24 protein-coding genes and 1 pseudogene are annotated in these 24579 nt (G+C 44.2%); 9 read left to right on the plus strand and 16 right to left on the minus strand.

Going from position 1 to position 24579, the window contains the following annotated elements; translation table 11 throughout:
• Positions 1–909 (plus strand): PTS trehalose transporter subunit IIBC (gene treB, locus AB6D07_RS10635; protein ID WP_372125135.1); only part of this gene is annotated, 909 nt, incomplete at its 5' end.
• Between the two features lie 139 nt (positions 910–1048).
• Positions 1049–2734 carry an alpha,alpha-phosphotrehalase gene (treC, locus tag AB6D07_RS10640; RefSeq protein WP_032500779.1) on the plus strand — a complete coding sequence of 562 codons (1686 nt, stop codon included), beginning with the start codon at positions 1049–1051 and terminating at the stop codon, positions 2732–2734.
• Between the two features lie 146 nt (positions 2735–2880).
• Here the strand turns inward: treC and AB6D07_RS10645 are convergent, their stop codons facing one another.
• From AB6D07_RS10645 to AB6D07_RS10655, 3 genes and pseudogenes are all read right to left on the minus strand, one after another.
• Positions 2881–3789 (minus strand): hypothetical protein, encoded by a 909-nt coding sequence (locus tag AB6D07_RS10645; protein WP_017103672.1) that lies wholly within the window; start codon positions 3787–3789, stop codon positions 2881–2883.
• Positions 3790–3891: 102 nt separating this feature from the next.
• A pseudogene (locus AB6D07_RS10650) lies at positions 3892–5456 on the minus strand (transcriptional regulator).
• 82 nt (positions 5457–5538) lie between these two features.
• Complete coding sequence (locus AB6D07_RS10655) at positions 5539–6141, minus strand: YitT family protein (RefSeq protein WP_016784986.1); 603 nt, start codon at positions 6139–6141, stop codon at positions 5539–5541.
• Between the two features lie 347 nt (positions 6142–6488).
• Between AB6D07_RS10655 and glyA the strand changes: the two genes are divergently transcribed.
• Positions 6489–7739, plus strand: coding sequence for a serine hydroxymethyltransferase (gene glyA / locus AB6D07_RS10660; protein WP_009847439.1), 1251 nt, complete (start codon positions 6489–6491; stop codon positions 7737–7739).
• A 470-nt stretch (positions 7740–8209) separates the two neighbouring features.
• Here glyA and AB6D07_RS10665 read toward each other — a convergent pair whose 3' ends face one another.
• From AB6D07_RS10665 to tsaA, 6 genes are all read right to left on the minus strand, one after another.
• Positions 8210–8536 (minus strand): hypothetical protein, encoded by a 327-nt coding sequence (locus AB6D07_RS10665; RefSeq protein ID WP_017103671.1) that lies wholly within the window; start codon positions 8534–8536, stop codon positions 8210–8212.
• Positions 8537–8771: 235 nt separating this feature from the next.
• A complete protein-coding gene (locus tag AB6D07_RS10670) occupies positions 8772–8963 on the minus strand; it encodes a DUF4250 domain-containing protein (RefSeq protein ID WP_009847437.1) in 192 nt (63 codons plus the stop codon).
• A gap of 1 nt (position 8964) precedes the next feature.
• Positions 8965–9168 carry a YaeP family protein gene (locus AB6D07_RS10675; protein WP_009847436.1) on the minus strand — a complete coding sequence of 68 codons (204 nt, stop codon included), beginning with the start codon at positions 9166–9168 and terminating at the stop codon, positions 8965–8967.
• Positions 9169–9355: 187 nt separating this feature from the next.
• Positions 9356–10045: a tellurite resistance TerB family protein gene (locus tag AB6D07_RS10680; RefSeq protein ID WP_017103670.1), complete on the minus strand. Its 690-nt coding sequence runs from the start codon at positions 10043–10045 to the stop codon at positions 9356–9358.
• Positions 10046–10235: 190 nt separating this feature from the next.
• On the minus strand, positions 10236–11951 hold the full coding sequence (locus tag AB6D07_RS10685) for a proline--tRNA ligase (protein ID WP_017103669.1): 1716 nt from the start codon (positions 11949–11951) through the stop codon (positions 10236–10238).
• 101 nt (positions 11952–12052) lie between these two features.
• Positions 12053–12748: a tRNA (N6-threonylcarbamoyladenosine(37)-N6)-methyltransferase TrmO gene (gene tsaA, locus AB6D07_RS10690; protein WP_017103668.1), complete on the minus strand. Its 696-nt coding sequence runs from the start codon at positions 12746–12748 to the stop codon at positions 12053–12055.
• Positions 12749–12872: 124 nt separating this feature from the next.
• On the opposite strand from tsaA, the gene AB6D07_RS10695 reads away from it, so the two are divergent.
• The 3 genes from AB6D07_RS10695 (at position 12873) to AB6D07_RS10705 (ending at position 15234) form a co-directional block, all read left to right on the plus strand.
• The gene (locus AB6D07_RS10695) at positions 12873–13133 is read left to right on the plus strand and encodes a type B 50S ribosomal protein L31 (RefSeq protein WP_017103667.1); all 261 of its coding nucleotides are present in this window, start codon (positions 12873–12875) and stop codon (positions 13131–13133) included.
• A gap of 1 nt (position 13134) precedes the next feature.
• On the plus strand, positions 13135–13260 hold the full coding sequence (gene ykgO / locus AB6D07_RS10700; RefSeq protein WP_009847431.1) for a type B 50S ribosomal protein L36: 126 nt from the start codon (positions 13135–13137) through the stop codon (positions 13258–13260).
• 387 nt (positions 13261–13647) lie between these two features.
• On the plus strand, positions 13648–15234 hold the full coding sequence (locus AB6D07_RS10705) for an AbgT family transporter (RefSeq protein ID WP_009847430.1): 1587 nt from the start codon (positions 13648–13650) through the stop codon (positions 15232–15234).
• 277 nt (positions 15235–15511) lie between these two features.
• Here the strand turns inward: AB6D07_RS10705 and AB6D07_RS10710 are convergent, their stop codons facing one another.
• Together AB6D07_RS10710 and AB6D07_RS10715 are read right to left on the minus strand one after the other, a co-directional pair.
• The gene (locus tag AB6D07_RS10710) at positions 15512–15955 is read right to left on the minus strand and encodes a YaiI/YqxD family protein (protein ID WP_009847429.1); all 444 of its coding nucleotides are present in this window, start codon (positions 15953–15955) and stop codon (positions 15512–15514) included.
• A 38-nt stretch (positions 15956–15993) separates the two neighbouring features.
• Entirely contained in the window at positions 15994–16281 is a 288-nt protein-coding gene (locus AB6D07_RS10715) for a hypothetical protein (protein WP_009847428.1), read from the minus strand.
• Positions 16282–17049: 768 nt separating this feature from the next.
• Between AB6D07_RS10715 and AB6D07_RS10720 the strand changes: the two genes are divergently transcribed.
• A complete protein-coding gene (locus tag AB6D07_RS10720) occupies positions 17050–17568 on the plus strand; it encodes a GNAT family N-acetyltransferase (RefSeq protein WP_017103666.1) in 519 nt (172 codons plus the stop codon).
• Here the strand turns inward: AB6D07_RS10720 and AB6D07_RS10725 are convergent.
• Entirely contained in the window at positions 17534–17842 is a 309-nt protein-coding gene (locus AB6D07_RS10725; protein ID WP_017103665.1) for a DUF3301 domain-containing protein, read from the minus strand. The genes AB6D07_RS10720 and AB6D07_RS10725 overlap by 35 nt on opposite strands.
• Positions 17843–17926: 84 nt before the next feature.
• Positions 17927–18967 carry a DUF3549 family protein gene (locus AB6D07_RS10730; protein ID WP_017103664.1) on the minus strand — a complete coding sequence of 347 codons (1041 nt, stop codon included), beginning with the start codon at positions 18965–18967 and terminating at the stop codon, positions 17927–17929.
• Between the two features lie 87 nt (positions 18968–19054).
• Between AB6D07_RS10730 and AB6D07_RS10735 the strand changes: the two genes are divergently transcribed.
• Positions 19055–19369 (plus strand): YqcC family protein, encoded by a 315-nt coding sequence (locus AB6D07_RS10735; protein WP_012604609.1) that lies wholly within the window; start codon positions 19055–19057, stop codon positions 19367–19369.
• Positions 19369–20118, plus strand: a complete 750-nt coding sequence (gene truC, locus AB6D07_RS10740; RefSeq protein ID WP_029223042.1) for a tRNA pseudouridine(65) synthase TruC — start codon at positions 19369–19371, stop codon at positions 20116–20118. Before AB6D07_RS10735 ends, truC begins: the two co-directional genes overlap by 1 nt.
• Positions 20119–20272: 154 nt before the next feature.
• On the opposite strand, the gene AB6D07_RS10745 is transcribed toward truC, so the two are convergent.
• From AB6D07_RS10745 to map, 3 genes are all read right to left on the minus strand, one after another.
• Positions 20273–20656: a DUF3461 family protein gene (locus AB6D07_RS10745; RefSeq protein WP_004734354.1), complete on the minus strand. Its 384-nt coding sequence runs from the start codon at positions 20654–20656 to the stop codon at positions 20273–20275.
• A 218-nt stretch (positions 20657–20874) separates the two neighbouring features.
• Entirely contained in the window at positions 20875–23496 is a 2622-nt protein-coding gene (glnD, locus tag AB6D07_RS10750; protein ID WP_017103663.1) for a bifunctional uridylyltransferase/uridylyl-removing protein GlnD, read from the minus strand.
• Between the two features lie 139 nt (positions 23497–23635).
• Positions 23636–24514 carry a type I methionyl aminopeptidase gene (gene map / locus AB6D07_RS10755; protein ID WP_017103662.1) on the minus strand — a complete coding sequence of 293 codons (879 nt, stop codon included), beginning with the start codon at positions 24512–24514 and terminating at the stop codon, positions 23636–23638.
• Between the last annotated feature and the right edge of the window lie 65 nt (positions 24515–24579).

The raw sequence follows: 24579 nt of genomic DNA on the forward strand, positions 1-24579 counted from the left end.
CTCATTAGTGATTGTACTCACTTAACTCAGTGTCCAAAACTGCTGGTGCGGATCACACTCGGTGTGACCTTGGTTTCTCCACAGTTGATGAACGCTTACATGATAGGTAAATCGGTACCTGAGGTGTGGGACTTTGGCTTGTTCGTGATTGAGAAGGTCGGTTATCAGGCTCAGGTGATCCCTGCGATGTTAGCGGGTGTGGCTCTGGCTTTCATTGAGACCAACCTTAAGCGCATTGTTCCTTCTTATCTGTACCTGGTTGTCGTGCCATTTATCTCGATCATCTTGTCTGTGATTCTAGCGCACGCTTTCATTGGCCCATTCGGTCGTATGTTAGGTGATGGTGTGGCATTCGCGGCTAAAGTGGCAATGACTGGTGACTTCGCGATTCTTGGTTCAGTGGTCTTTGGCTTCCTATACGCACCTTTGGTTATTACAGGTATTCACCACACAACCAACGCTGTGGATCTACAACTGATGCAAGACTTAGGTGGCACACCAATCTGGCCTTTGATTGCGCTATCAAACATTGCACAAGCTTCAGCGGTTGTCGGCATCATCATTTTGAGTAAGCGCGAAGGCGAACGAGACATCTCGGTACCAGCAGCAATCTCTGCTTACCTAGGTGTAACGGAACCTGCGATGTACGGCATCAACCTTAAATACAAATTCCCAATGCTGAGCGCAATGATCGGCAGTGCCGCAGCGGCTGCAATCTGTGGTAGTGCAGGTGTGATGGCGAATGGTATCGGTGTTGGTGGTTTGCCGGGTATCTTATCGATTCAACCTCAATATTGGTCGATTTACTTAGTCGCGATGCTGGTGGCGGTTGTACTGCCGATAACGCTGACATTGTTTTTCTATAAACGAGCACAGATGAAAGGCGAGCTAGAAACCGCCAACGCGTAATGCATTTAACAAGCGATGGCTTCAAGTAAGTCATCGCTTTTTCTCTTATTTATAGCTTTTTCTTTTAGTTATAACGGCTATTCGACCATGTAAGCATGGTGATTTTTATTTTATATTTTCAGGTAAGTGAGTGTTAGAGATGGCGATGACTGAACATGATGAAAGCTGGTGGAAAACCGCAACCATCTATCAAATCTACCCAAAGAGCTTTTGTGACAGTGGCAGTAAAGGTACTGGCGATATCAAAGGGATCATTTCGAAACTGGATTACCTCAAAAACTTGAGCGTGGATGCGATTTGGCTAACCCCGGTTTACGCATCTCCTATGATCGATAATGGCTACGATATTTCAGACTACTACGCGATTAATCCTCAATTCGGCACCATGGAAGACTTCGACTTATTGCTGTCTGAAGCGCACCAACGTGGTATCCGTATCGTGATGGATATCGTGGTAAACCACACTTCGACAGAGCATGCATGGTTTCAATCTGCTTTGGGCGACAAAAACAGTCCGTACCGCGATTATTACATCTGGAAAGATCCAGTAGGTGGCCAAGCACCAACGAACTGGCAGTCTAAGTTCGGTGGTAATGCATGGGAATTAGATGAGGCGACTGGACAATACTTCCTACACTTATTCGCCAAAGAACAGGCTGACCTTAATTGGGAGAACCCGGTTGTACGTGAAGAAGTAAAAGACGTTATCAGCTTCTGGGCAGAGAAGGGCGTCGATGGTTTCCGTCTCGATGTCATTAACCTGATTTCAAAGCAGCAAGACTTCCCTAATGATGATATTGGCGATGGTCGTCGTTTCTATACCGATGGCCCGCGCGTACATGAATACCTAAAAGAGATCAGCGAAGCGGTATTCCAGAAGTACGGTAGCGTGACTGTAGGCGAGATGTCTTCAACCACGTTGGAGCATTGTCAGCAATATTCAAACGTTGATAACAGCGAGCTATCGATGGTGTTTAACTTCCACCACCTTAAGGTCGATTACACCAATGGTGAGAAATGGACCAACGCTCCCTTCGATTTCTTACAGCTCAAGTCAATCTTTAACCACTGGCAAACTGGCTTGAACGGAAAAGGTTGGGGTGCACTATTCTGGTGTAACCACGACCAACCAAGAGTCGTGAGCCGCTTAGGTAACGACCAGCAATATCGCGTTGAATCAGCCAAGATGCTTGCTGCGTCAGTCCACATGATGCAAGGCACGCCGTATATCTATCAAGGTGAAGAGATTGGTATGACCAACCCAGGTTACACCGAGATCAGCCAGTATCGTGATGTAGAGAGTACCAATATGTACGACATCATGGTGAATCGTGATGGTGTGGCTCATGAAGATATGATGGCGATTTTAGCGCAGAAATCTCGTGATAACTCTCGTACACCAATGCAATGGAACAGTGAGCCTTACGCTGGCTTTTCGCTATCACAGCCATGGTTAGATGTTGCGAATAACTACACTGAGATCAACGCTGAGCAAGCGTTGGAAGATAAAGATTCTGTATTCTATTTCTACAAGGCTTTGATTGAGTTACGTAAACAAGTACCGGTGATTACTCATGGTCGCTATCAGGACCTTCTGCCTGAGCATCCATCCATTTTTGCGTATGTTCGTGAGAGTGAAGGGCAAACTCTGCTGTGCATTAATAACTATTATGGCGAAGAAACCGAGTGCGTTTTACCTGAGCGTTTTGAGATGATGAAGGCTAAGAGCCTGTTATCCAATTATCAAGTGAGCGAGAGTTTAGTTACGTCTCATCACCAAGTGCTACGACCTTACGAGACTCGTATTCTCTTGATTGAAGATTAGCTTCGTTACTATTTCAATAAACCTAATTCTCAGTTCCCCCTAAAGGTTTAGGTTTGAACAAAGGCTTTGGAGTGCTCCCCAAAGCCTTTTTTATTGTTTGCGGTTTGCTCGCGGTTAAGCTTAGGTTTAGTGAATCTAAGTCAAGGCTAGCTAATTGAGGTCAGTATCGCTGCTGATTCTTCAATAGTAGATTGCTCTACAGACATCAATTCAATCTGTTCAATCAAGCCGATGCTAGGGTTGAACCAGCGCTCTGATGATGTGCCAAATTCTGTCGAATCCATCCCTTCACAGTTGATGTAGTAGGTGTTTTTCTCTGTTAGGTTCGCAGCTTCGATTGATTTATCAGAGATCTTAAAACTTTTACGCACACCTGTTTCTTCAATCTGTTGTTGCCATGTAACTAAGCACGAGGCGTCAGTTGGAAGGCTTGCTACCCACGAGTGGTCTTCAAAGTCATTCAGCATGTTAGCGACTGCTTCGCCATCTAACGTGACTTGCAACGAAACGGTTTCCTCACTGATATCAATGATCGGGTTGCTCTCTTTTACGTCTGTTCCTTTCAAACGGAACATTGGGCTGCTGTACATCATTCTTGTGATGTATTGGCTACCAATGAAGTAAGCGTTGGTGATTTCGTGTAACCCACGGTCCGGACCTGCAAAATAAATGCTGCCGTCTTCTTGTGTACCTTCAGCATTCGTCATGATGTCTTCAGAAACATAAAATTCGGTGATGCCGTAATTGATGAGGTCATTGATAACTTGAACGACCTCTTCATTGCCGGTCTCTTCTTTTAACCCTGCAATAATGAGTTCACCGCTTACAGGAGTGAAGTTCATTGTCATCACGCCTTCAGCCTGACCATCTTTGGTAAATGAGTAACCCAATGTTGTTTCTGATTTAGGGGAAAATGCAGAGCTCGCAATCGGGTAATCAACCTGATTGTTTGGACCTTTATTACCATCTGTTGAACCAGAAGAAGAGCCGCCTCCGCCGCCACAACCATAGAGAGCAAAGAGAGAGGTCGCTAGCAGCGTCATTGTTTTTTTCATGTTGAACATTCCTAAAGTTGGAAGCCCTTGGTGGGCCCGATGTTTTTAGGAATGTTATTGTTTGAAGAGTAAATAGGGCAAAAAACGAAGTCACATAAGATCTTAATTTATGTTTAAGTTGTTTATTTTAAATGGTTTTTTGTTTTGATTTGAGATCTGTTGCCCAACAGCTGTGCAGTAATTTAGCATTAAGCTTTCCCACTGTTTTATGATAAGTGGGTCTTTAACGCTTAGCTTCAAGCTCTTCCAAGGTTGCAGACAGGTCGATTTTGATTCTGGTTTGGATAGCCGGGCGAATAGATCTTCGGATGGAACCACTCTCAATAAGGCAACCAGAGACTCCATGTAGTTCAGGCGAAACTTCTCCATGTTGTCTTGCTTATAAGCGATATGAGAAACCATCATATAAACCAACGCATTTTCGATCTTAGAGTTGCCTGAGGTATTGGTAAGAAGCTCTTTTGCGGTTTGCAGGTCTCTTAGTTTGAAATGAATGATACCAAGCCACAGCTTCAGTTCGTCTGGTAGTCGGTTAAAACGAGTTTGAACAAGGTTAGTGAACGCGACGAGCTTCTTCTGATCTGTTTCAAATAGCGCAAGTTGACGCGCAATCAGAGTCGACGTCATGGTATTGAGCTTGATGCCATCCAGCGCTATGGCTTTTCCACTTAGCAATTCGCTGACTTCGGCATTGTCGACTGACCATTCTGGCGGTAATGGTGCTGGTAGTGCAAAGTAGTTAGCTAGCTCTCGGTTGATCTCCATAAGGCTGCTGCTGATATTATTGACATCAATAGAGTAAACACCACCAAACGCGAGCTTCCCTGAGTTTGGGTAAATCAGGCTTATTTTTGCGATAAGGCGTTTGTCCACTTCTTGATCTTTGAGCTGAATGTTAAGCAGGTAATCACTGGTACGCATGTTCTTTGCGCCCGGAAAGAAGGGAGAGCTATCAATAGGGTCAAGGAAGTAGCTTGGCGCATCTTGGTTAGCAAGATCGGTGTAGGCGTATTCAATCTGCTGTTGAAGTAATAATGCTTTTACGACTTTTCGGTATTTTCTGGAATTCTCACCAATGGCATCCAATCGATTCAGCAGAAGCTCGACCTTAGGAATCAATCGTTGGTCACGTTCAATTTCTGAAGCGCGAGTGGGAGATTGCCAAAGCATGTAACCCTTACCGCAGTGCTGATCAGCAAAGCCAAAGACACCACGACTAACCAAGGGTTAACTGGATTAGATCTATTCCCTTCTTGACTGACTGGATATTCCAGTTCTGCATCATTCGGTGCAGTTTCAGGGGAGGTCGCGGCAAAACTAACCGAGTTTGGGTTTAGAAAATAGCCTTTACGTGGGTAAGTCACTAGTATTTTGGTTGCGTCGCTATCAGGCAGGTGTTTTTGAAGTACTGAACGTAAGGTACTGATTCGGTTGGTCAGAACATTTTTGGAAATGAAGTTGCTTTGCCAGACAGATTCAATGATGTGCTCGGCGGCGAGCGGTTGACCAACGCTGGTAAGAAATAACTCTAAGAGCTCGATAGAACGAGGCTCTAAATCAATGACCTGCTCGTCGCAGCTTAAGACTCGTGTGTTGGGGTTGAACTCCAAGCTTTCAATATAAATAGAGGCTTGTTGGTCTTTGGCGCTGGAGAGGTAATCTTGCATAGAAAAGGCGACGGTTTATAAAACCTAAATTCTAGCTGTTTTTGTTACTAAAAACAGCTAGTAATTCATAGGGGGATGGGTATTAAGACGCGTAATTCACCGAGTAACGAGTAGGCTTGTGGTTCATTGCCAATACGATGTTCAATACTGCGGTGCCCAATACCGAAACGGCAATTACCCAAGGCGATACGAAGAAGCAAGAAGCAAACAGAATACAGGCATCAATGCCCATCTGAGTTTTACCTACAGAGATGCCATAGCGGTCTTGGATGAACAAACATAATACGTTGAAGCCACCCAAGCTTGAGCGGTGACGGAATAGGATTAACATACCTAAGCCCATTAATAAGCCACCGGCAACAGCACAGTAGATCTCGTTATGAACTTCTAGTGAGATAACGAGGTATAAATGATCGGCAAACACAGAAACTAACGCACCAGCAATTGCACTGCTAATGGCAAAACTACGGCCAAATCGTTTCCATGCCAATAAATAGAATGGACAGTTGGCCACAAAGTACAAAATACCGAAGGTTACAGGTAAGAATTGACTCAAAAGCAGAGCCAAGCCAGTAGTACCACCGGTAAGCAGGTTCGCTGACTGTAAAAAGAAGACGCCTAACGCCACTAAAAACGTGCCAGTGAGAATAGCTACCCAATCTTCTTTACGTGAGTGTTTTTCCATCGTTTTAATAATTACCTAACCAATAAAGGCGTGCATAGTAGAGAAAAACCTTAGCTTTCGGTAGCTTGAGGGGCAAAATTAAGGTAAACCTATGTAATCTGCGTTTTACAGGGTGTAAAGCGTAAAATTGACAGTAAGCGTCATCTTTGGTTGGATAAGCTTAATAACCATGATGAATCTTATATGTGATTATGAAAAAACTGCATGATAAAATTGCAATTAGCTCTTTATGACCTAGATCAAATTATGTAGAATGCGTCACATCAAAACGGTGACGGAAACGTTTGCTTTCGGTCGTTGTGTAGTTTTTTTGAAACTTTCAGTACAATCTGAGTCAGGAGATACAGATGCTTAAGCGTGACATGAACATTGCTGATTACGATGCGGACCTATTCGCAGCTATCCAAGAAGAAACTCTTCGTCAGGAAGAGCACATCGAACTTATCGCTTCAGAAAACTACACAAGCCCACGTGTAATGGAAGCTCAAGGTTCTCAACTTACAAACAAATACGCTGAAGGCTACCCTGGTAAGCGTTACTACGGTGGTTGTGAGTTCGTAGATAAAGTTGAAACTCTAGCAATCGAACGTGCATGTGAACTGTTTGGCGCTCAATACGCGAACGTACAACCTCACTCAGGTTCTCAAGCAAACAACGCTGTATACATGGCACTACTGAATGCTGGCGATACTGTTCTAGGTATGAGCCTAGCGCACGGTGGTCACCTAACTCACGGTTCTCCAGTAAACTTCTCTGGTAAGCTTTACAACATCATTCCTTACGGTATCGATGAAGCAGGTCAAATCGATTACGAAGAGATGGAAGCGCTAGCTATCGAGCACAAACCTAAGATGATCATCGGTGGTTTCTCAGCTTACTCTCAAGTTTGTGATTGGGCGCGCATGCGTGAAATCGCTGACAAAGTAGGTGCTTACTTCTTCGTAGATATGGCTCACGTTGCCGGTCTAATCGCTGCAGGCGTTTACCCGAACCCAGTTCCACACGCTCACGTTGTAACAACTACAACGCACAAAACGCTTGCTGGTCCTCGTGGTGGTCTTATCCTTTCTAACGAAGGTGAAGATCTTTACAAGAAGCTAAACTCAGCAGTATTCCCTGGTGGCCAAGGCGGTCCTCTAATGCACGTTATCGCTGGTAAAGCAGTAGCGTTCAAAGAAGCTCTAGAGCCAGAGTTCAAAGAATACCAAGCTCGCGTTGTTGCTAACGCAAAAGCAATGGTTGCTGAATTCCTAGCACGCGGTTACAACATCGTTTCAGGTTCGACAGAGAACCACCTGTTCCTAGTTGACCTAATCGACAAAGACATCACAGGTAAAGAAGCAGATGCAGCACTAGGTTCAGCTAACATCACAGTGAACAAGAACTCAGTACCAAACGATCCACGTAGCCCGTTCGTTACTTCAGGTATCCGTATCGGTTCTCCTTCTATCACTCGTCGTGGTTTCTCAGAAGCAGACGCGAAAGAGCTAGCAGGTTGGATGTGTGACATCCTAGATAACATGGGTGATGAGTCTGTTATCGAAGCAACTAAAGCAAAAGTATTAAATATCTGTAAGCGTCTACCTGTTTACGCTTAATTTTTCTGCGTAGTAATTTGAACTTCGTTGTCGAGCATGCTCACTTACATTCGTAAGCTCCGCGTGCTCTCCTAGAATTTCAAACGACTACTTTGAAAAATACTTTAAAGGGGCTCATTGAGTCCCTTTTTGTTTTAGGGAAAGGTGTTGAAGATTCTGCACCTGTTCCTTGAACTAAAGCTATTTGATTGAAAAATACGATTTGAAAGGCTCCTGTTGGGAGCCTTTTTTGTATTCGTAAGTAATAAAGTCGTTGTCGAGCATGCTCACTTACATCCGTAAGCTCCGCGTGCTCTCCTAGAGTTTCAAACGACTACTTTGAAATTGATTTAAAAGGTCCCTTTTGGGGCCTTTTTTGTATCTGTAGGTATGAGAGTTTGGTTATCTGAGAATACAGAAAGGCAGGTACTAAAAAGGGCTAATGCTTTCACATCAACCCTTTACTGCTTTATCGCTTTCTTGTGTCGCTTCTACTTTTTAATGCTAAGTAGGGTGCCTGACTTACACTTGAAAGAGTAGTAGTGACGGCTTTCGTTGAATTTACCTAAGCCTTCGCCATCACAATAGTCGATGTTGATATCGCGCATAATTTCTAGCGTATCTTCACTGTTTAAGGCAAATTTAGAGCCGTCAGAGCAGACGATACGTACTCTTTCATCATGGCTTACAGAGTAGATATCGACTTCAGTATTACACAGCTCAAAAGAGGCTTCACGGAAGTTGTCTTGTTGAGTATTTGAAGCACAACCTACGGTAAATACGGCTGCGATAACGGCTAAAAGTGCGAGTCTTTTCATTGTTAGTCCTTCGATATCATCGAATTTGGTGATGAGTTTTATATGCTGTTTGGAGTAGCCTATACAACAACACGCTTTGATTCAAGGCGCGTTCGCTGACTCTAGGATATAAAAGTATAGGCGCAACCAGATAATTTCTAATAAGTTTATTCGTCTTTAGCCTATTATGTACCCGACCAAAAATAAAAAAACCAACACGGAGGTTGGTCTTTAAAATTAAGTTTGTTCTTAATTACTACCGAAACTGTTTGGCTTCCGGAAGAAACTCAAAACCAGCAGACGCAAGTTTTGCGGTCAATGCAGCTTTGTCGATTTCATAGAAGTTGACTACTCGATCTAAATCACCACCGAAGTCGTCACGCAGCTTCATATTGACGATGCTCATCAACATCACAGGATCCATCTTTTCAAAGTTAGCGAGGTTCATATTAGTCCTCGAAATCTGAGATCAGTAGATTCGCTGCGGCAAATGCAGCACGATCTCTTGCTTCTTTAGGAAGAGATTCATCTGCAGCAAGGTCGTTCAATGTTTTTACCGCGCAGGTGATCGCTTTAGGGATATAGCCTTGGTCGCCACTGCCAATTTGAGAATACAGTTCACGCACCAAATCACAACAATCGTATACTTTCATTTTTATACCTAACCAAATGATAACTGATCTCAATATACACATAGAGATAGGCAAAAACAAAGTGGATCTGACTAAGTTCAGAGTTAGTTTGTTCTTGCTCAATATCTCATTCTGTTGATGCTCAATGTATCACTTTGCTAACTTGTTACTTAGCGTGATATTTACTGATTCGCCTGATAATTACCGCTTAACTAGAGATCTGCTGTTCAAGTTGATGAGTGACCTCATCAGCTAAGTTGAGCTGCTTTGCTAACTCTTTGAGGTAAGCCTTCTCCATAAAGTTCTGCTCATCCGCTACAATCAAAGAGGCTAAGTAGATCTCACTCGCTTGTTGAGGTGACGTTGCTAATTGAGCTATTTCACTTGGATCGAGTGGCTTGTGCAGTTCTTCAGACACCAATTTGGTCAGCTGATAATCGGCACCCATGTTCTCGACGGCTTGTTCGATCTTAGCCATCTCTTCTTCATCAACATGCCCGTCGGCTTTGGACGCAGCAATCATAGATCTTAGAATCAGTACGCTATGGTTTGAATCGGTCTCATCAAATTGAGCTTGTTCGTTATTCGGTGTTTGGCCTTGTTTAGACTGATAGTCGTTGTAGACCTTATAAGCCAGGGCACCCAGTGCCGCTGCGCCACCAATACCAGCGGCTTTCTTACCCATTTTCTTGGTTTTCTTCGAGCCCATTAACGCACCTAAGAGTCCTCCGCCAACTGCGCCTGCACCGAAGGCTCCGAGTGTACTTTTACTGCTACTCTTGCCATTGCTGCCTTGAGAAAGGCCACTTAAACTTGAAGACCCTTGTGAAAGTTTCTGAGTACCTTGTTTTACGAGATCTGATTTAAGTGCTTGGTTCAGTAAGCTTTTGATATCCATCGATACCTCCAATGGTGAGCATGTCCAAAAAGTTGATGACACCAATATACGGATTTAAAGATGAACAGGGGATTAACTTACGTTATTTACTCTACTGATAAATAGAAGGGAGTTTGAAGCGAAATGACAGGCACAAAAAAGGCCACCTAATGGCAGCCTTTCAATGTTTATCTAGTAAGTAATCGGATTACTAAGCTAGTTGAGCTTTAAGGTGCTCGATAACCGTGTCCATTGCGATAGCTTCTTTATCACCTGTACGACGGTTTTTGTATTCGAAGTTACCTTCGTCCATGCTGCGATCACCGATAACGATAGTGTGAGGGATACCCACTAGCTCGATATCTTTAAACATAACACCTGGGCGTTCTTTACGGTCATCGAATAGTACTTCGATACCCATAGCTGTTAATTCAGCGTATAGCTTCTCAGCTGCTTCTTTAACGCGCTCAGATTTGTGCATGTTCATTGGTACGATAGCAACTTGGAACGGCGCTAGTGCGTCTGGCCAAGTGATACCGAACTTATCGTGGTTTTGTTCGATAGCTGATGCAACAACACGTGAAACACCGATACCGTAACAACCCATTTCTAGGATTACGCTCTTACCATCAGGACCAAGCACGTTACAGTTCATTGCTTTAGAGTAAGTATTACCTAGTTGGAAGATGTGACCAACTTCGATACCGCGCTTAAGTTGGATGGTACCTTGACCACATGGGCTTAGGTCGCCTTCAACTACGTTACGTAGGTCTTCAACTTGAGCAAGCTCAACGTCACGACCCCAGTTAATACCGAAGTAGTGCTTACCGTCTACGTTTGCACCAGCACCGAAGTCGCTCATTACAGCAACAGAGCGGTCAACGATGAATGGTAGCTCTAGACCAACAGGGCCAAGTGAACCAGGACCTGCACCAACAAGTGCACGGATTTCTTCTTCAGAAGCCATCTCTAGTGGAGTAGCAACCTGTGGAAGGTTCTCTGCTTTCACTTCGTTAAGCTCGTGGTCGCCACGGATGATTAGCGCGATGATGTCTGCATTTACTTCATCAGAAGCTTTAACGAATAGAGTCTTAACGGTCTTCTCGATTGCTAGACCGTGTTGCTCTACAAGTTCTGCGATTGTTTTTGCGTTTGGCGTATCAACCAGTTCCATCTCTTGAGTTGGCGCTGCCGCTTCAGTCGTTGGAGCTAGCGCTTCTGCTTTCTCGATGTTCGCTGCGTAATCCGATTCTGAAGAGAATGCGATTAGGTCTTCGCCGCTTTCAGCAAGAACGTGGAACTCTTGAGAGCCGCTGCCGCCGATTGCGCCAGAGTCTGCCAATACTGGACGGTACTCAAGGCCCATGCGGTCGAATGCTTTACAGTAAGCATCGTGCATCGCTTGGTAAGACTTTTCTAAGCCTTCTTTATCGATATCAAAGCTGTACGCATCCATCATCGAGAATTCGCGAGCACGCATTACGCCAAAACGAGGGCGGCGCTCATCACGGAATTTAGTCTGGATTTGGTACAGGTTTAGAGGTAGCTGTTTGTAAGAGCTGATCTCGTTACGTACTAGGCTCGTTACCACTTCTTCTGCTGTTGGGCTAAGAACAAATGGACGAGAATGACGGTCTGTGAAACGAAGTAGCTCAGGACCCATCTTTTCAGAACGGCCAGTCTCTTCCCAAAGCTCAAACGGTTGAACTACGGGCATCAAGATTTCAACGGCACCTGCATTATCGATCTCTTGGCGAACGATATTTTCGACTTTACGCAGTACACGTAGACCAGTAGGTAGCCAAGTATATAAACCTGAAGCTAGCTTACGGATCATACCTGCACGTAGCATCAGCTGGTGGCTGATAACTTCTGCGTCGTTTGGAGTCTCTTTCAGAGTAGAAAGAAGGTAGTTACTGGTACGCATTCTATGGTATCCGTTTCATCATTGATAAAAGAAAACTTGCTGTCGTTCGTAACCACAGCAAATCTGATATAGCCGCATATAATATCAGCCTATTTGGGATCTCAAAAGCGTTCAATGTCAGTTACATTGATGAAAAGCGTTTCAACCATGAATTTCACGTTAAGATCGAACAAATTTACCGCATATTCCTTGTTGTCAGGCTTACCTTTCTTATAGGCAGGGCGAGGATCTTGGCCTAATACTTCTTTGATCACCTGAATGATATGGCGAGCCTGAGGGTGACCAGACAGCTTACTTTGGGCTTGCTGCGAGAAGTTAACGTCGAGCACTGCTGGTTCATCGGCGGCAAACCCTCCTCGTGCATCGGGAATTGAATCCGAGTAGGGGATATAAGGTTTGATGTCGATGATCGGTGTGCCGTCAACGAGATCAACACTGCCCAAGTCCAACCAAGTTTGTCCCTTTTCTTGAGATACACCTTTGAGCTCAACCGCGGACATACCCACTCCATTCGGTCTGAATGTGGCACGAGACGCGAATACACCAATACGTTCGTTCCCGCCAAGGCGAGGTGGCCTCACGGTTGGTTTCCATCCTGCTTCAAGGTTCTTATCGAACAAAAACAACAACCACACATGACTAAATTGTTCAATATCACGAACAGACTCAAGGCAGTTCGCTGCTTCAACTAGCCTGACTCTTGAGGTAGAAGTGGGTACTAACCTAGGCTGTCTTGGCACAGCGAATTTCTCTTTATAAGGAGACTCAATAAAGCCAACAGGTTCAATGGTGTACATAACAAGGTGTTCTCTGGTTTCAGTTAAGACGGAAAAATATCATAAAATCACTTGTTTTTCTTTTGATAATAATTATCATTTGATATGTTATAACATATCAAATTAGCTATTTAAGGGAAATACAATGAAACCGAATATCCACCCTGATTACCGCCCCGTGGTTTTTCATGACACCAGTGTCGATGAGTACTTCTTAATCGGATCAACATTGAAAACAGATCGCACTATCGAATGGGAAGACGGAAATACTTATCCTTACTTCACGATTGAGGTGTCGTCAAAGTCGCATCCTTTCTATACGGGTAAACAGCGAGTGCTACATAAAGAGGGACGCGTTGCGAACTTCACTCGTCGTTTTGGTCAATTAAGTAAGGGAGCGAAATAGAATGAAAGTTGTGAAATCACTGAAAAGTGCGAAAAGCCGTCACCCAGATTGCCAAATAGTAAAGCGTAGAGGCCGTCTCTATGTCATCTGTAAATCCAACCCGAGATTCAAAGCGGTTCAAAAATAGTCAGTCAATTTGATGTGACATGAGTGTAAAAACGAGGGGAAAGTCAAACTTCATTCATTTGTCTGTTTTTCTTTTCCTTCGAGAGGAACTTTGCAGGAGAGTATGTGCTCACTTAGCGTACGTTGTTTCTTATTTGTCACTTTATCAATAGCTTACAAGTGCAAGTATAAATCGAATGAATGCATCCATACCAATTATAAACCTAACTTTCATACTTTAATTAGAGTTATTTGCTAATTTTTTGTTTTTATTAAGTTAAAAGGAATAGTTTGTTACACACTTTGTAACATTTACGATTTCTAATTGACCCTTTTGTCGAGTAATCTGCGCGGGCAATTTAAACATCTTTGTCACAATTGCACAGGAATCACTACAAGGAGGGAACTGATGAGTTCATCAGCTTCAATAAAAAACAATTCGCCTAAAAAACCTATTTTTACTCGCTTTTTAGATGGCGTTGAATATTTGGGGAACCTATTACCCCACCCAATCACTCTTTTCGCAATCTTCTGCTTAGCAATCCTCGTTACTTCAGGTATTGCTGGTTACTTCGAAGTGTCTGTTATGGACCCTCGACCAGAAGGTGCTAAAGGTCGTGCTGCTGACGGCATGATCCACGTTGTAAGTCTGCTTAACGCAGAAGGTCTACAACTTATTGTGACTAACTTAGTTAAGAACTTTGTTGGTTTTGCTCCACTAGGTACTGTACTTGTTGCTATGCTTGGTGTAGCGATTGCTGAACACTCAGGTCTACTATCTGCTGCAATGCGTGGCATGGTAATGGGTGCTTCTAAGCGCATGGTTACAGTAACGGTTGTGTTTGCAGGTATTATCTCTAACACAGCATCAGAGCTTGGCTATGTGGTACTTATTCCACTAGCAGCAATGCTTTTCCATTCTTTAGGTCGTCACCCTCTTGCTGGTCTTGCTGCGGCATTCGCTGGTGTGTCAGGTGGTTACTCTGCAAACCTACTTATCGGTACGGTTGACCCACTGCTTTCTGGTATTACAGAAACAGCGGCACAGATGATTGACCCGTCTTACACGGTTGGTCCTGAGTCAAACTGGTACTTCATGTTTGTTTCTACTTTCTTTATCGCGATTACAGGTGCATTTGTAACTGAGAAGATTGTTGAACCTAAGTTGGGTAAATACAACGACGAAGAAGCTTCTGAAGATTTATCAAATGATTCGATGGGCAGACTGACGGATGTTGAGAAGAAAGGTCTAAAACTAGCAGGTATTGCTGTATTGGCTGTTTCTGCACTTCTAGCGTGGACTATCGTTCCAGCTGACGGTGTTCTACGTTCAGCGTCTGGTACGGTTTCGGGTTCTCCATTCCTGAAGAGTATTGTTGCGTTTATCTTTGTATTCTTCGCTATTCCTGGTTTTGTTTACGGTAAAGTTACCGGTTCAATGAAGAACGATCGTGACGTGATCAATGCGATGGCAACGTCTATGTCTTCAATGGGCATGTACATTGTTCTTGTATTCTTTGCTGCACAGTTTGTTGCTTTCTTTAAGTGGACTAACTTTGGTCAAGTAATCGCTGTTGGTGGCGCTAGCTTCTTACAAGATATCGGTCTTACTGGCCCAATGTTGTTCTTTGCATTTATCCTAATGTGTGGCTTCATTAACCTAATGATCGGTTCGGCTTCTGCTCAGTGGGCAGTAACAGCACCTATCTTTGTACCTATGCTAATGCTTGTTGGTTACGCACCAGAAACGATTCAAGCAGCTTACCGTATCGGTGATTCAACGACGAACATCATTACACCAATGATGAGCTACTTCGGTCTTATTCTTGCTGTAGCGACGCGTTACATGAAGAACCTTGGTATCGGTACTCTGATTGCTACAATGCTTCCATACTCAATCTGCTTTATGTTCGGTTGGAGCATCTTGTTCTACCTATGGGTGTTCGTATTTGGTCTTCCAGTAGGCCCAGGTGCAGCAACGTTCTACACGCCGTAGTAACGTTAGTACAAGTCATATCGTTAGATTTTAAAGCCTGCCTCGTGCAGGTTTTTTTTGATCGAAAGTATGGTGTACCAATCACGGAAAGTGATCTGAAAGAGTGTAGAAAATTGGGATGATTTAAAAAGAAGAGATGGTGACAAGGTGGATCATCAATACTCCGTTAAAGTAGCACTTAGTATCAAGTGTTAAGTAACAAAAACGGAGTATGTCGACAAACATATCTACAGGTTCACGGTTATGGCTATGAACGAATCTCAATGTTTCTTAATGATTAGCGCTTTGCTAGCAGGCGATCAAGATGATTCGCGAACTCACGACGATCGGTCTGTGAGAGGGCGCTTGGTCCACCCGTTTGGATGCCGCTTGAACGCATGGTATCCATAAAGTCACGAATGTTCAGGCGCGCTTTGATGGTTTCTTTGGTGTAGAGCTCGCCACGAGAGCTAAGTGCTTGACCACCTTTGGTGATCACTTCATCGGCGAGAGGGATATCGGATGTAATCACGAGATCACCGGGTTCAGTGCGTTTTACGATTTCATCATCTGCAATATCAAATCCGCTTGGGACTTGAATTGAGTGGATGTTATTGCGTTTAGGGACAGGAACCAGATGGTTTGCCACGAAGGTACATTCAACCCCAGTGCGCTCAGCTGCGCGTACGATTGTTTCTCGGATAACCTTAGGACAAGCGTCCGCATCAACCCATATTTTCATAGTGTTCTATTTCTCTGTTAGCTTATTGCTCAGTTAACTTATTGTTCCGTTAACTTGGCTTCTAGCGTGGCAACGCGGGTGGTAAGTTCAAGGATTTGCTTTTCCAGTTGGCTAACACGATCGAGTGCTGGCTCTTCTTGTGTCGCGACTTCAACTTTAGGAACGCGATTCGCGCTTTTCCAGCTCTTGATGGTTGTGATTAAAGCGGGCATCGGAACCGATGTACTCATACGAGCTTTAACTAAAGCAACTGTAGGCTCTTTCCCTTGTGCTTGCAGTCCTTCAAGCACTGATTTCAACTCTTCAGACACATCTTTTGTCAGCATGTTGACCTCCATTTTTAGTCTTCAGCCATTTTACTCGCTCTGGTGAGTGATAGCGAATCATAAAACCGCCCATAGCTTGTGAGAGATCTCTTACAAAGGTTGTGAGATAACACGAATACATCGCTAGAGAGATTGAGGTGCATATAATTAAGTGGTTGATTTTTTGTTGTTTTATATAATTAACAACTTTTATGAATTCAAAGTGTGATGCAAATCTATTGTCCCAAATCGTAAATCGCGTAAATTAAACCTTGTCGGAAGGATTCTGACACGGAACAGGAAAGCACCAAGGATTTGGTTATCTTCAGGATGAAGATTTGGTTACTTAGGATTGAGTAGTCAAGCATGGAGCGTAAGGACATTGTAGGGATACAGTCAGTTAACAGGAAGTTAGCTGCAACGGAATGACAATGGACACCTTTAGGATTTAAAGGGTTGGATTAGCATCAGGACGATGTAAAGGACACCGCTCACGGAACAAGTGATGTGCGCTAACTAGGATTGTTAGCTTTCAGGATGATTGGACACCGCTAGGACGGCGAAGTAAAGGAAAGAGCTGAAGGATTACAGCCACTATTATGGATGATGCATGGAGCATTTATTAGTAGCCGGACTGCTGCGAGTAAGACCCTAGCCCTGACACTTCGGTGTCGGGGCTTTTCTTTATCTGAGGCTTTTCTTCTATCTAGGGGGCTCTTTAATTCAGGAGCTTTTATCTAAGATCGCGACATCTGCTTTTCTGCTAATGGTCAACACAAGGAGTGTTTTATGACGATAGCAACCTCAAGAACGCTGTTGGTACCTTATACCGAACAGCTACAACACGACTTTATCAAGTTGAATTGCTGCCCCGTTAATCGTTCTGAAATGAATGGGCCGCACTCTATTGCCTCTGCGAAGTTCTTATTTCAAGAGATACTGCAAGACAACGTCGGCTTCTGCCGCGCTATCATCCACAACCAAACCCGTGAATATCTTGGACATGTCTTTATTTCATCAGAAGAGGGTAGGCATGAGCTTGGCTTTATTTTGGATAAAGAGCATTGGAATCGCGGCTTTGCTAGTGAGGTGCTAAAACCATTTTTAAGTTTGGTGTGTTTTGAAGAGGGCCTAACGAATGTTGTTGCGACTGTGAATGTCGGCCACAACCCATCGATTAAGTTATTAGAAAAACTAGGGTTTGAATTTAAGGAAACCAAACAAGATTCGTTTGGCCCTTATCATGAATATAGCTATAACGCGCACTGCGACGTTACATTCTATGAGGCTGTAGCTCAAACCGCATAGAGCGGAAGCGGACCATGGTCAGTTTTCCTTGGTATAGGTCATCACCTAATGCCGAAAATTCAAAATGGTACACAGTATGCCAGCGCCAAATGGTCGTGAGCTCATGGCGCATCTTAAGTTTATGACCGTTGAAGGCAACGCTTAATAGCTGCAAGTCGAGCTCTTTACACTTTCTCGCAATGGCAGCTTTCGCAAGCTCGGATTGCCTGCGCTGCTGCCAAAACAGAAAGCAAAAGAAGCACAGCATCAAAATAGCCACTAAGTTATCTATCATTTAGTCCATACTTCCTTTTATCTTTCTATTCCAATTGTGTTTTGAGCTCGTTGTTACGAGCTACTGAGCTGTTCTGTCTAGTTTTTATTGCGACTTAGCCGCTTGTTGTAACTCAATCAATGCGTTTGCGAGTTCTGGTGATGGGTTCGAATTCAACAACGGCAAAAATACCATTCTTAGTGTCGGAATCATCACTAAATCTGCAAATAACTGATTGAACAGGTTTTGGTTGCCTGTTTGTGCGAGGCGCAACAAGAATTGCTCGGCAATCGCTGGATCTTGTAGTGCGTGCCAGCTGCGACCCGCTAAACCAATTAACACCTCTTGGTGGCTAAAGCGCGGACTAGCGAGAACTTGGTTAATGATGTTATTCGCGATCCCTTGTTCTGCACCGGAAAGGGCACGAACCAAAGCTGACAGTAAGAACAGATCCGGCTCTTGACTGTTAATCTCATTGTCTGCCATTTCTTGTAAGCGTTGAGCGAGCTTATCATTGATTTGCGTGTGCTCAAGTGCCCCTAGTGTTGCGTATAGCGGCTCTGATGGCAGTTTATTCAATGCCTTGCGAATAGCGACACCGTTTTGCTGACTGCCTAAGCGAGCACACATATCGGTGATGCCTTGAAGACCAACGGTTTTCCAGTTGTCCCAACCTAGATCGCCAGTGAAGTAGTGTTGAGCGTGTTCGTAATATTGGCTCGTCGCTAGGTCTAACCCTGCTCTTACTTGGCTATGAAATACGGCCATTTTGTCTTCTGAAGGCTTGAAGGTATATGGGTTGTTAGACAGCTTTTGTTGTTGTTCTTCGCTGATCTCACCGTTCAAACGCGAGCCCATTGCTTCGATAACAAACTTAAGAAAATTACCCACATCCCCTTGATGCAGTAAGCCTCTTTCATCGAGTTTGAATTTTAGGAACCAGATCCAAGGTTGCTTGTGTTCGTTCCAGTAGCTGATCGCTAAGTGAGCTTGTTTCTGAAGTGGAAACGGGTATGGCTGTTTCCCCTGCTCAACGTCAGAGAATAGGGTATTGTCGATCTTCTGGATACGACGACCTAGGTCGTAGATATCGTATTGGCAACCGCTATTCTTTAGCAACTGAGTGAGCGTGTGAATCGTTTCCATAGTAATAAAGCTCCTAACTTTCTTTCCTAAATAGATGGTACTCTATGCCCCAATTTCAAGGTCACTAGATAAATAACTTGGTGAAAAATGACAGCAGCCACAAAGTTACCTCTTTTACTTCAACAATTAGAACAACAAATGCGCCAATGTTCTCTATGGAGCGATGTTTCGCCTTCGGATGAAGCTCTGGCGAGCGTTGAGCCTTTTGCGATTGACTCGCTACAGCCAGAAGAGTGGTTGCAGTGGATCTTTATCGTAAAGATCAACGCAATGATGGATGCCCAAATGAGCCTACCGAAAGGCTTTGCGATTCATCCTTATTTTGGTGAAGTGTGGAAAAATGAGGCAGACAAAGCTGAACTGCTAGTGACGATTCAGAGCATTGATGAGGTATGCGCGTAATGTTAGAGATCATTTATCAAGATGAGTATTTTGTCGCGGTGAATAAGCCTGCGGGTATGCTAGTGCATCGCTCATGGTTGGATAAACACGAGACTCAGTTTGTGATGCAGACTCTGCGCGACCAAATTGGTCAGCACGTATTTCCTCTGCATCGCTTAGACCGTCCAACGTCTGGCGTATTGGTGTTTGCTCTGTCGAGTGAAGTTGCCTCTGAGGTGATGCCGATGTTCGCCAACCATGAGATGCAAAAAACCTATCATGCGATTGTGCGTGGGTGGATAGAAGAGGGCGATACGCTCGATTACGCACTCAAGGTCGAGTTGGATAAGATCGCCGACAAGTTCGCGAAAGAAGATAAAGAACCACAAGAAGCCGTCACTGTTTACGAGCCGTTAGCGAAAGTCGAAGTGCCGTATTCAACAGGCCGTTTTCCTACCAGTCGTTATTGCTTAGTTGAGATGATGCCAAAGACAGGACGTAAACATCAGCTGCGTCGTCACATGGCTCATTTAAGACACCCAATCGTGGGCGATACTTCACATGGTGATGGTAAGCATAACCGACTGTTCCGTGATGATTTAGACTCACACCGTCTGTTGCTGCATGCTTCTGAATTGCGCTTCATTCATCCTTTCACTAAAGAAGAATTGGTGATGAAGGCGAACTTAGATGAAACGTGGTTAAGGTTGTTTGAAACTTTTGAGTGGGATGCCCACTTAATCGATGCTCAAACTTGCTTGTCGAAGTAAGTCACGCGTGTTTAAGCAATCACGAGTCTAATTGAATAGAGAAAATAGAATAAAAACAAAGGGTTGATAGTGATATCAGCCCTTTTTGATGTCTGTGCGACCTTAACGACATAACTAATGTAGGTTAGTTATTAGCTAACAGTTAATCGCGGGATCATTTAAGTTTTTCTAGATCGGCTTCGATCTCTGCGATCTTGCTTGATACCACTTTTTCTAGATGGCGCAAGTCAGTAAGGATCTTCTGCTTCACATCCACCTCAGCCGTTGGCGTCGGTTTGGTGATCTTGTTGAGTTCATCAATCACAAGAGTGAGGTTGCGGTTAATCTCGGTCACTTCTTTGTATTGATTATTGCCGCCGCTAACAAGCACACTTTTTACTTGTCGCGGGTACTTAAACTTAACGCTTTTCGCGAACAGTTCACCTTTCTGCTTACGAAAGTAAATCTTCAGGATATCTTTGTGCGCTTCTTGGCGAAGGGAGTAACGTTCAATCTGTTTAGGTTCGTGGATACCTAAGCCAGTGAGGTTTGGATACATAAGCGACCTCTAGGTTATGAATGTAATACTTTTATGTAATTGACTTGATCAATGTAGCAGCCTAACGACGAGCTAGATAGTTGATATCTGTGAATTGATTGTAAGTTGTGGACAAGATCGCTCTCTATCTTTGCCCACACTTATTTGGCTATTAAAGCAGCTCCAAGAGCTAAACTTGTTTCCTAGTCACAACTTACTTCTAGCTCTAAATTAGCTTTCTAAGGTGCGAGTTCTGAAACGTGTTCGGTTAATCTTTCTCTTAAGGCTTGTTCTTGTTCTTCAGACAACCTTCCTCCCGCGTCACTGGTCAGAATAAACAAATCTTCTGCACGTTCGCCGATGGTGGTAATTTTAGCGCCGTGCAAATTGATGTCTAACTCAGCAAAGGTTGCGCCGACTTGAGCCAACAACCCCGGTGTATCAAGAGCTCTCAACTCCATCAAAGTGCGCTTCTTGCTCTTAGTTGGTAGGAACTCAACCCGAGTTTTTACCTTGAAATGCTGCAAGTTTCGAGGCGTGCGACGTGTCTTAATCTTAGTTGGACGGCCATCAGCTAGAACATGAGTTAGATGTTTCGCAACGGCTTTGTGTCTTGCTTCATCAATCGCTTCACCATGCTGATCAAGTACGATAAAGGTATCCAAAACGTGACCATCTTTACTGACCATGACCTGTGCGTCGTGAACGTTAAAGTTACGTCTGTCGAGCTCGGCAACAACGGTTGCGAAAAGTGCCGCTTGGTCTTTACAGTATACGAATACCTCTGTACCACCTCGTGTTGCTTTTTTGCTGATAAGTACTAAAGGTTGGCTCGGATCTTCTAAGCGAAGTAGGTGCTCACAGTGCCAAGCAATTTGAGTGTGTGTATGACGCAAAAAATAGTCAGCTTTAAAACGCTGCCACAACACTTCAATTTCACGAGCGGAGAAACCTTCTTTACGCAGCAGTGCAGATGCCATTTGTTGATTGTGACGAATACGGTCTCTGACATCGACTGGGTTTTCCAAGCCGCGACGTAGTGCTCGCTGCGTAGAATGGAACAGTTCTGCGAGTAGGGTACGTTTCCAGCTGTTCCACAGCTCTGGATTGGTTGCACAGATATCAGCGACAGTTAAGCAAACCAGCAGCTCAAGTGATTCTTCATCGCGAACTTTTTTGGCGAATTCGGTAATCACATCCGGATCGTAGATATCACGGCGCTGAGCGGTCACTGACATTAACAGGTGGTTTTGTACTAGCCACGCAACTTGTTTGGCTTCAGGCTTCGATAGCCCATGCTCAATACAGAAAGAGTAAGCTTCAACAGCACCGATCTCGGAGTGGTCTCCACCACGGCCTTTTCCGATGTCGTGGAAGATTGCGGCGAGGATCAGGAGTTCTTTTTTCTGAACTCGAGGGTACACTTCACAACAAATTGGGTGTTTGTCGTGGTTCTCTACTTGGCTAAAGCGGTTGATGTGCTTGAGCAGGCGAATACTGTGTTCATCCACGGTGTAAACGTGGAACAGATCAAACTGCATTTGGCCGACAATTTGGCTCCATTGCGGTAAGTACGCCGATAGCACGCCCAGTTTATGCATCAAGCTAAAAGCTTTGTGCAGTGCGTTGGGGTGGCGAACTAAATCCATGAACTTGTCACGAGCTTCAGGAATGGTATGCAGGAAGCGGTTCAATCGGCGACGGGCCGTTCGCAGTTGTCTTAATGTTGGTGGGCTTACCCCTTCGATGGAAGAGTCATTGGCGATATGGATAAACATATCGAGAATTGTTTCTGGTCGTGCTTGGAATAGGGCTGGCTTACGCGCTTCGATTAATGAACCTCGACGTTGGAAGTCATTGTCGAGAATCTCGGCTTCTTTTGTTTGACCACCGTTAATGATTGCTTGGTCAAACAGCTTAAGCAGCATTTTGTTGAGCTCTGCGACACGACGAAGTGTTCGGTAGAACTCCTTCATCATCATTTCTACGCCGCGATTGCCCTCACCAGTGTAACCAAGGTGTTCGGCTACTTGAGCCTGATGCGCAAAGGTAAGACGATTGTCGTAGCGGCGTAGTTCGATATGCAATGCAAAGCGAACGCGCCATAAGAAGTCTTGGCACTCCACGAGTTCACGATATTCAGCATCGGTAAGAAAGCCATACTTGCTCATTTCTAACAAAGAAGTCGCACCGAAGTGGCGACGTGCTACCCAACTCAGAGTGTGGATGTCTCTGAGCCCGCCCGGAGTTGATTTGATATCCGGCTCTAGATTGTAAGTCGTGTCGTGATAACGAGCGTGACGCTCTCTCTGTTCTTGAATCTTCGCCTTGTAGAAGGTCTCACTTGGCCAAAATGAATCGGAATGAATCTTTAGCTTTAACTCTTGAAAGGTGTCTTCGCTTCCGCATAGTAAACGTGACTCTTGTAAGTTGGTCGCAACGGTTAAATCGTCACTACCAATCTCAATACATTCAGCAATGGTACGGACTGCGTGGCCGACTTCTAGCTTCAAATCCCACAATAGGGTGATGAATTGACTGACTTTCTCACCCAGTGCGGGTGGCAGAGTTTTTTGCGAGACGATGAGAATATCAATATCAGATAAAGGGTGTAGTTCACCACGGCCATAGCCGCCTACTGCGACCAACGCAATATGAGGCAGTTTGCTAAATCCGAAATGCTCCCATAAACGGTTGAGAAGCAAATCCATGTATTCGGATCGCAGCAGAACCAAATCGGTAACTGGATGATGATTTAGAAATTCACTCTTTTGATACTGCGTGAAGATTTCGAGCTGATTTTTTAATTCGCAGATTTCAAGTTGTTCGTCATTGAACGTAATAGGGCATTGATAAGGCATAGTCTGCTATCCGTGCAAGCAAATGAGAATAGTAAACAATTTAACAGAAGCTGATGCAAAATCGAAATTGAGCGGATAAAAAAATATCCTCGGCAATGCGAGGATATTTTCAAAAGTCTGAGGTGTTCAGTTTATTGAACTAAGCGTTCTTCATGATACGTGGAATCGTATCATCACTGCGTAGTGTTAGTACTTCACAACCAGTATCAGTAACAACTAAAGTGTGTTCCCACTGAGCCGAGTTCTTGCTGTCAGCTGTGTACACTGTCCAGCTATCTTCGTCATCTAGACGGCAACCAAATTTACCAGCATTGATCATTGGCTCGATTGTGAAACACATGCCTGCTTTTAGCACTGTGCGATCGCTGTTTTTGTAGTGAACGACTTGTGGATCTTCGTGAAACTCAGAACCAATGCCGTGACCACAGTAATCTTTTACAATAGAGAACTTAGCGCGTGGGTTATTCTTGTTGTTTGTCTTGATGTACTTCTCGATAGCAGTACCAACTTGGCCAAGTTGAACGCCTGGTTTAACCTGACGCATGCCTTCATAAAGTGCTTCTTGAGCAACCATGCATAGACGTTTGTTTGCTGGTGAAACTTCACCCACAAGGAACATTTTAGATGTGTCACCATGGTAACCCTGCGGACGAGTGCTTAGGTCTGCATTTTCGTCATCAGGAACAATCACAGTGATATCAACGTTTAGAATATCGCCATCTTTCAATACTGCAGGTTTGAATTGACCTGTGCTACCAGTCTCATCTTGTGATGCTGGAATACCATGACACACGATGTGGTTGATAGACGTACAGATAGACTTAGGGAAACCGTGGTAATCAAGTGGTGCTGAGTATGCGCTTCTCTCTAGAGCGTACTCGTGACAGATTTGGTTAAGCTCTTCTGTCGTTGTACCCACTTGGATGTGAGGTTCAATCATCTCTAAAATTTCAGAAGCCAGCTTGCCGGCGACGCGCATTTTTTCAATTTCTTCAGCAGTTTTAATTTTTACAGCCATTGCATATCTCTTAATTTGGTAGCACCTAAGTGTGCATATTGGGGCTATTCTATCAGTGCAGCATT

It is taken from the genome of Vibrio sp. 10N.239.312.C11, assembly GCF_041466065.1.
GTDB classification, from domain to species: domain Bacteria; phylum Pseudomonadota; class Gammaproteobacteria; order Enterobacterales; family Vibrionaceae; genus Vibrio; species Vibrio tasmaniensis_A.

Bases quoted from the DNA above. Each gene is read 5' to 3' on its own strand.
- treC (WP_032500779.1), top strand. From the start codon at position 1,049: ATGGCGATGACTGAACATGATGAAAGCTGGTGGAAAACCGCAACCATC.
- AB6D07_RS10645 (WP_017103672.1), bottom strand. From the start codon at position 3,789: ATGAAAAAAACAATGACGCTGCTAGCGACCTCTCTCTTTGCTCTCTAT.
- AB6D07_RS10655 (WP_016784986.1), bottom strand. From the start codon at position 6,141: ATGGAAAAACACTCACGTAAAGAAGATTGGGTAGCTATTCTCACTGGC.
- glyA (WP_009847439.1), top strand. From the start codon at position 6,489: ATGCTTAAGCGTGACATGAACATTGCTGATTACGATGCGGACCTATTC.
- AB6D07_RS10665 (WP_017103671.1), bottom strand. From the start codon at position 8,536: ATGAAAAGACTCGCACTTTTAGCCGTTATCGCAGCCGTATTTACCGTA.
- AB6D07_RS10670 (WP_009847437.1), bottom strand. From the start codon at position 8,963: ATGAACCTCGCTAACTTTGAAAAGATGGATCCTGTGATGTTGATGAGC.
- AB6D07_RS10675 (WP_009847436.1), bottom strand. From the start codon at position 9,168: ATGAAAGTATACGATTGTTGTGATTTGGTGCGTGAACTGTATTCTCAA.
- AB6D07_RS10680 (WP_017103670.1), bottom strand. From the start codon at position 10,045: ATGGATATCAAAAGCTTACTGAACCAAGCACTTAAATCAGATCTCGTA.
- AB6D07_RS10685 (WP_017103669.1), bottom strand. From the start codon at position 11,951: ATGCGTACCAGTAACTACCTTCTTTCTACTCTGAAAGAGACTCCAAAC.
- tsaA (WP_017103668.1), bottom strand. From the start codon at position 12,748: ATGTACACCATTGAACCTGTTGGCTTTATTGAGTCTCCTTATAAAGAG.
- AB6D07_RS10695 (WP_017103667.1), top strand. From the start codon at position 12,873: ATGAAACCGAATATCCACCCTGATTACCGCCCCGTGGTTTTTCATGAC.
- ykgO (WP_009847431.1), top strand. From the start codon at position 13,135: ATGAAAGTTGTGAAATCACTGAAAAGTGCGAAAAGCCGTCACCCAGAT.
- AB6D07_RS10705 (WP_009847430.1), top strand. From the start codon at position 13,648: ATGAGTTCATCAGCTTCAATAAAAAACAATTCGCCTAAAAAACCTATT.
- AB6D07_RS10710 (WP_009847429.1), bottom strand. From the start codon at position 15,955: ATGAAAATATGGGTTGATGCGGACGCTTGTCCTAAGGTTATCCGAGAA.
- AB6D07_RS10715 (WP_009847428.1), bottom strand. From the start codon at position 16,281: ATGCTGACAAAAGATGTGTCTGAAGAGTTGAAATCAGTGCTTGAAGGA.
- AB6D07_RS10720 (WP_017103666.1), top strand. From the start codon at position 17,050: ATGACGATAGCAACCTCAAGAACGCTGTTGGTACCTTATACCGAACAG.
- AB6D07_RS10725 (WP_017103665.1), bottom strand. From the start codon at position 17,842: ATGATAGATAACTTAGTGGCTATTTTGATGCTGTGCTTCTTTTGCTTT.
- AB6D07_RS10730 (WP_017103664.1), bottom strand. From the start codon at position 18,967: ATGGAAACGATTCACACGCTCACTCAGTTGCTAAAGAATAGCGGTTGC.
- AB6D07_RS10735 (WP_012604609.1), top strand. From the start codon at position 19,055: ATGACAGCAGCCACAAAGTTACCTCTTTTACTTCAACAATTAGAACAA.
- truC (WP_029223042.1), top strand. From the start codon at position 19,369: ATGTTAGAGATCATTTATCAAGATGAGTATTTTGTCGCGGTGAATAAG.
- AB6D07_RS10745 (WP_004734354.1), bottom strand. From the start codon at position 20,656: ATGTATCCAAACCTCACTGGCTTAGGTATCCACGAACCTAAACAGATT.
- glnD (WP_017103663.1), bottom strand. From the start codon at position 23,496: ATGCCTTATCAATGCCCTATTACGTTCAATGACGAACAACTTGAAATC.
- map (WP_017103662.1), bottom strand. From the start codon at position 24,514: ATGGCTGTAAAAATTAAAACTGCTGAAGAAATTGAAAAAATGCGCGTC.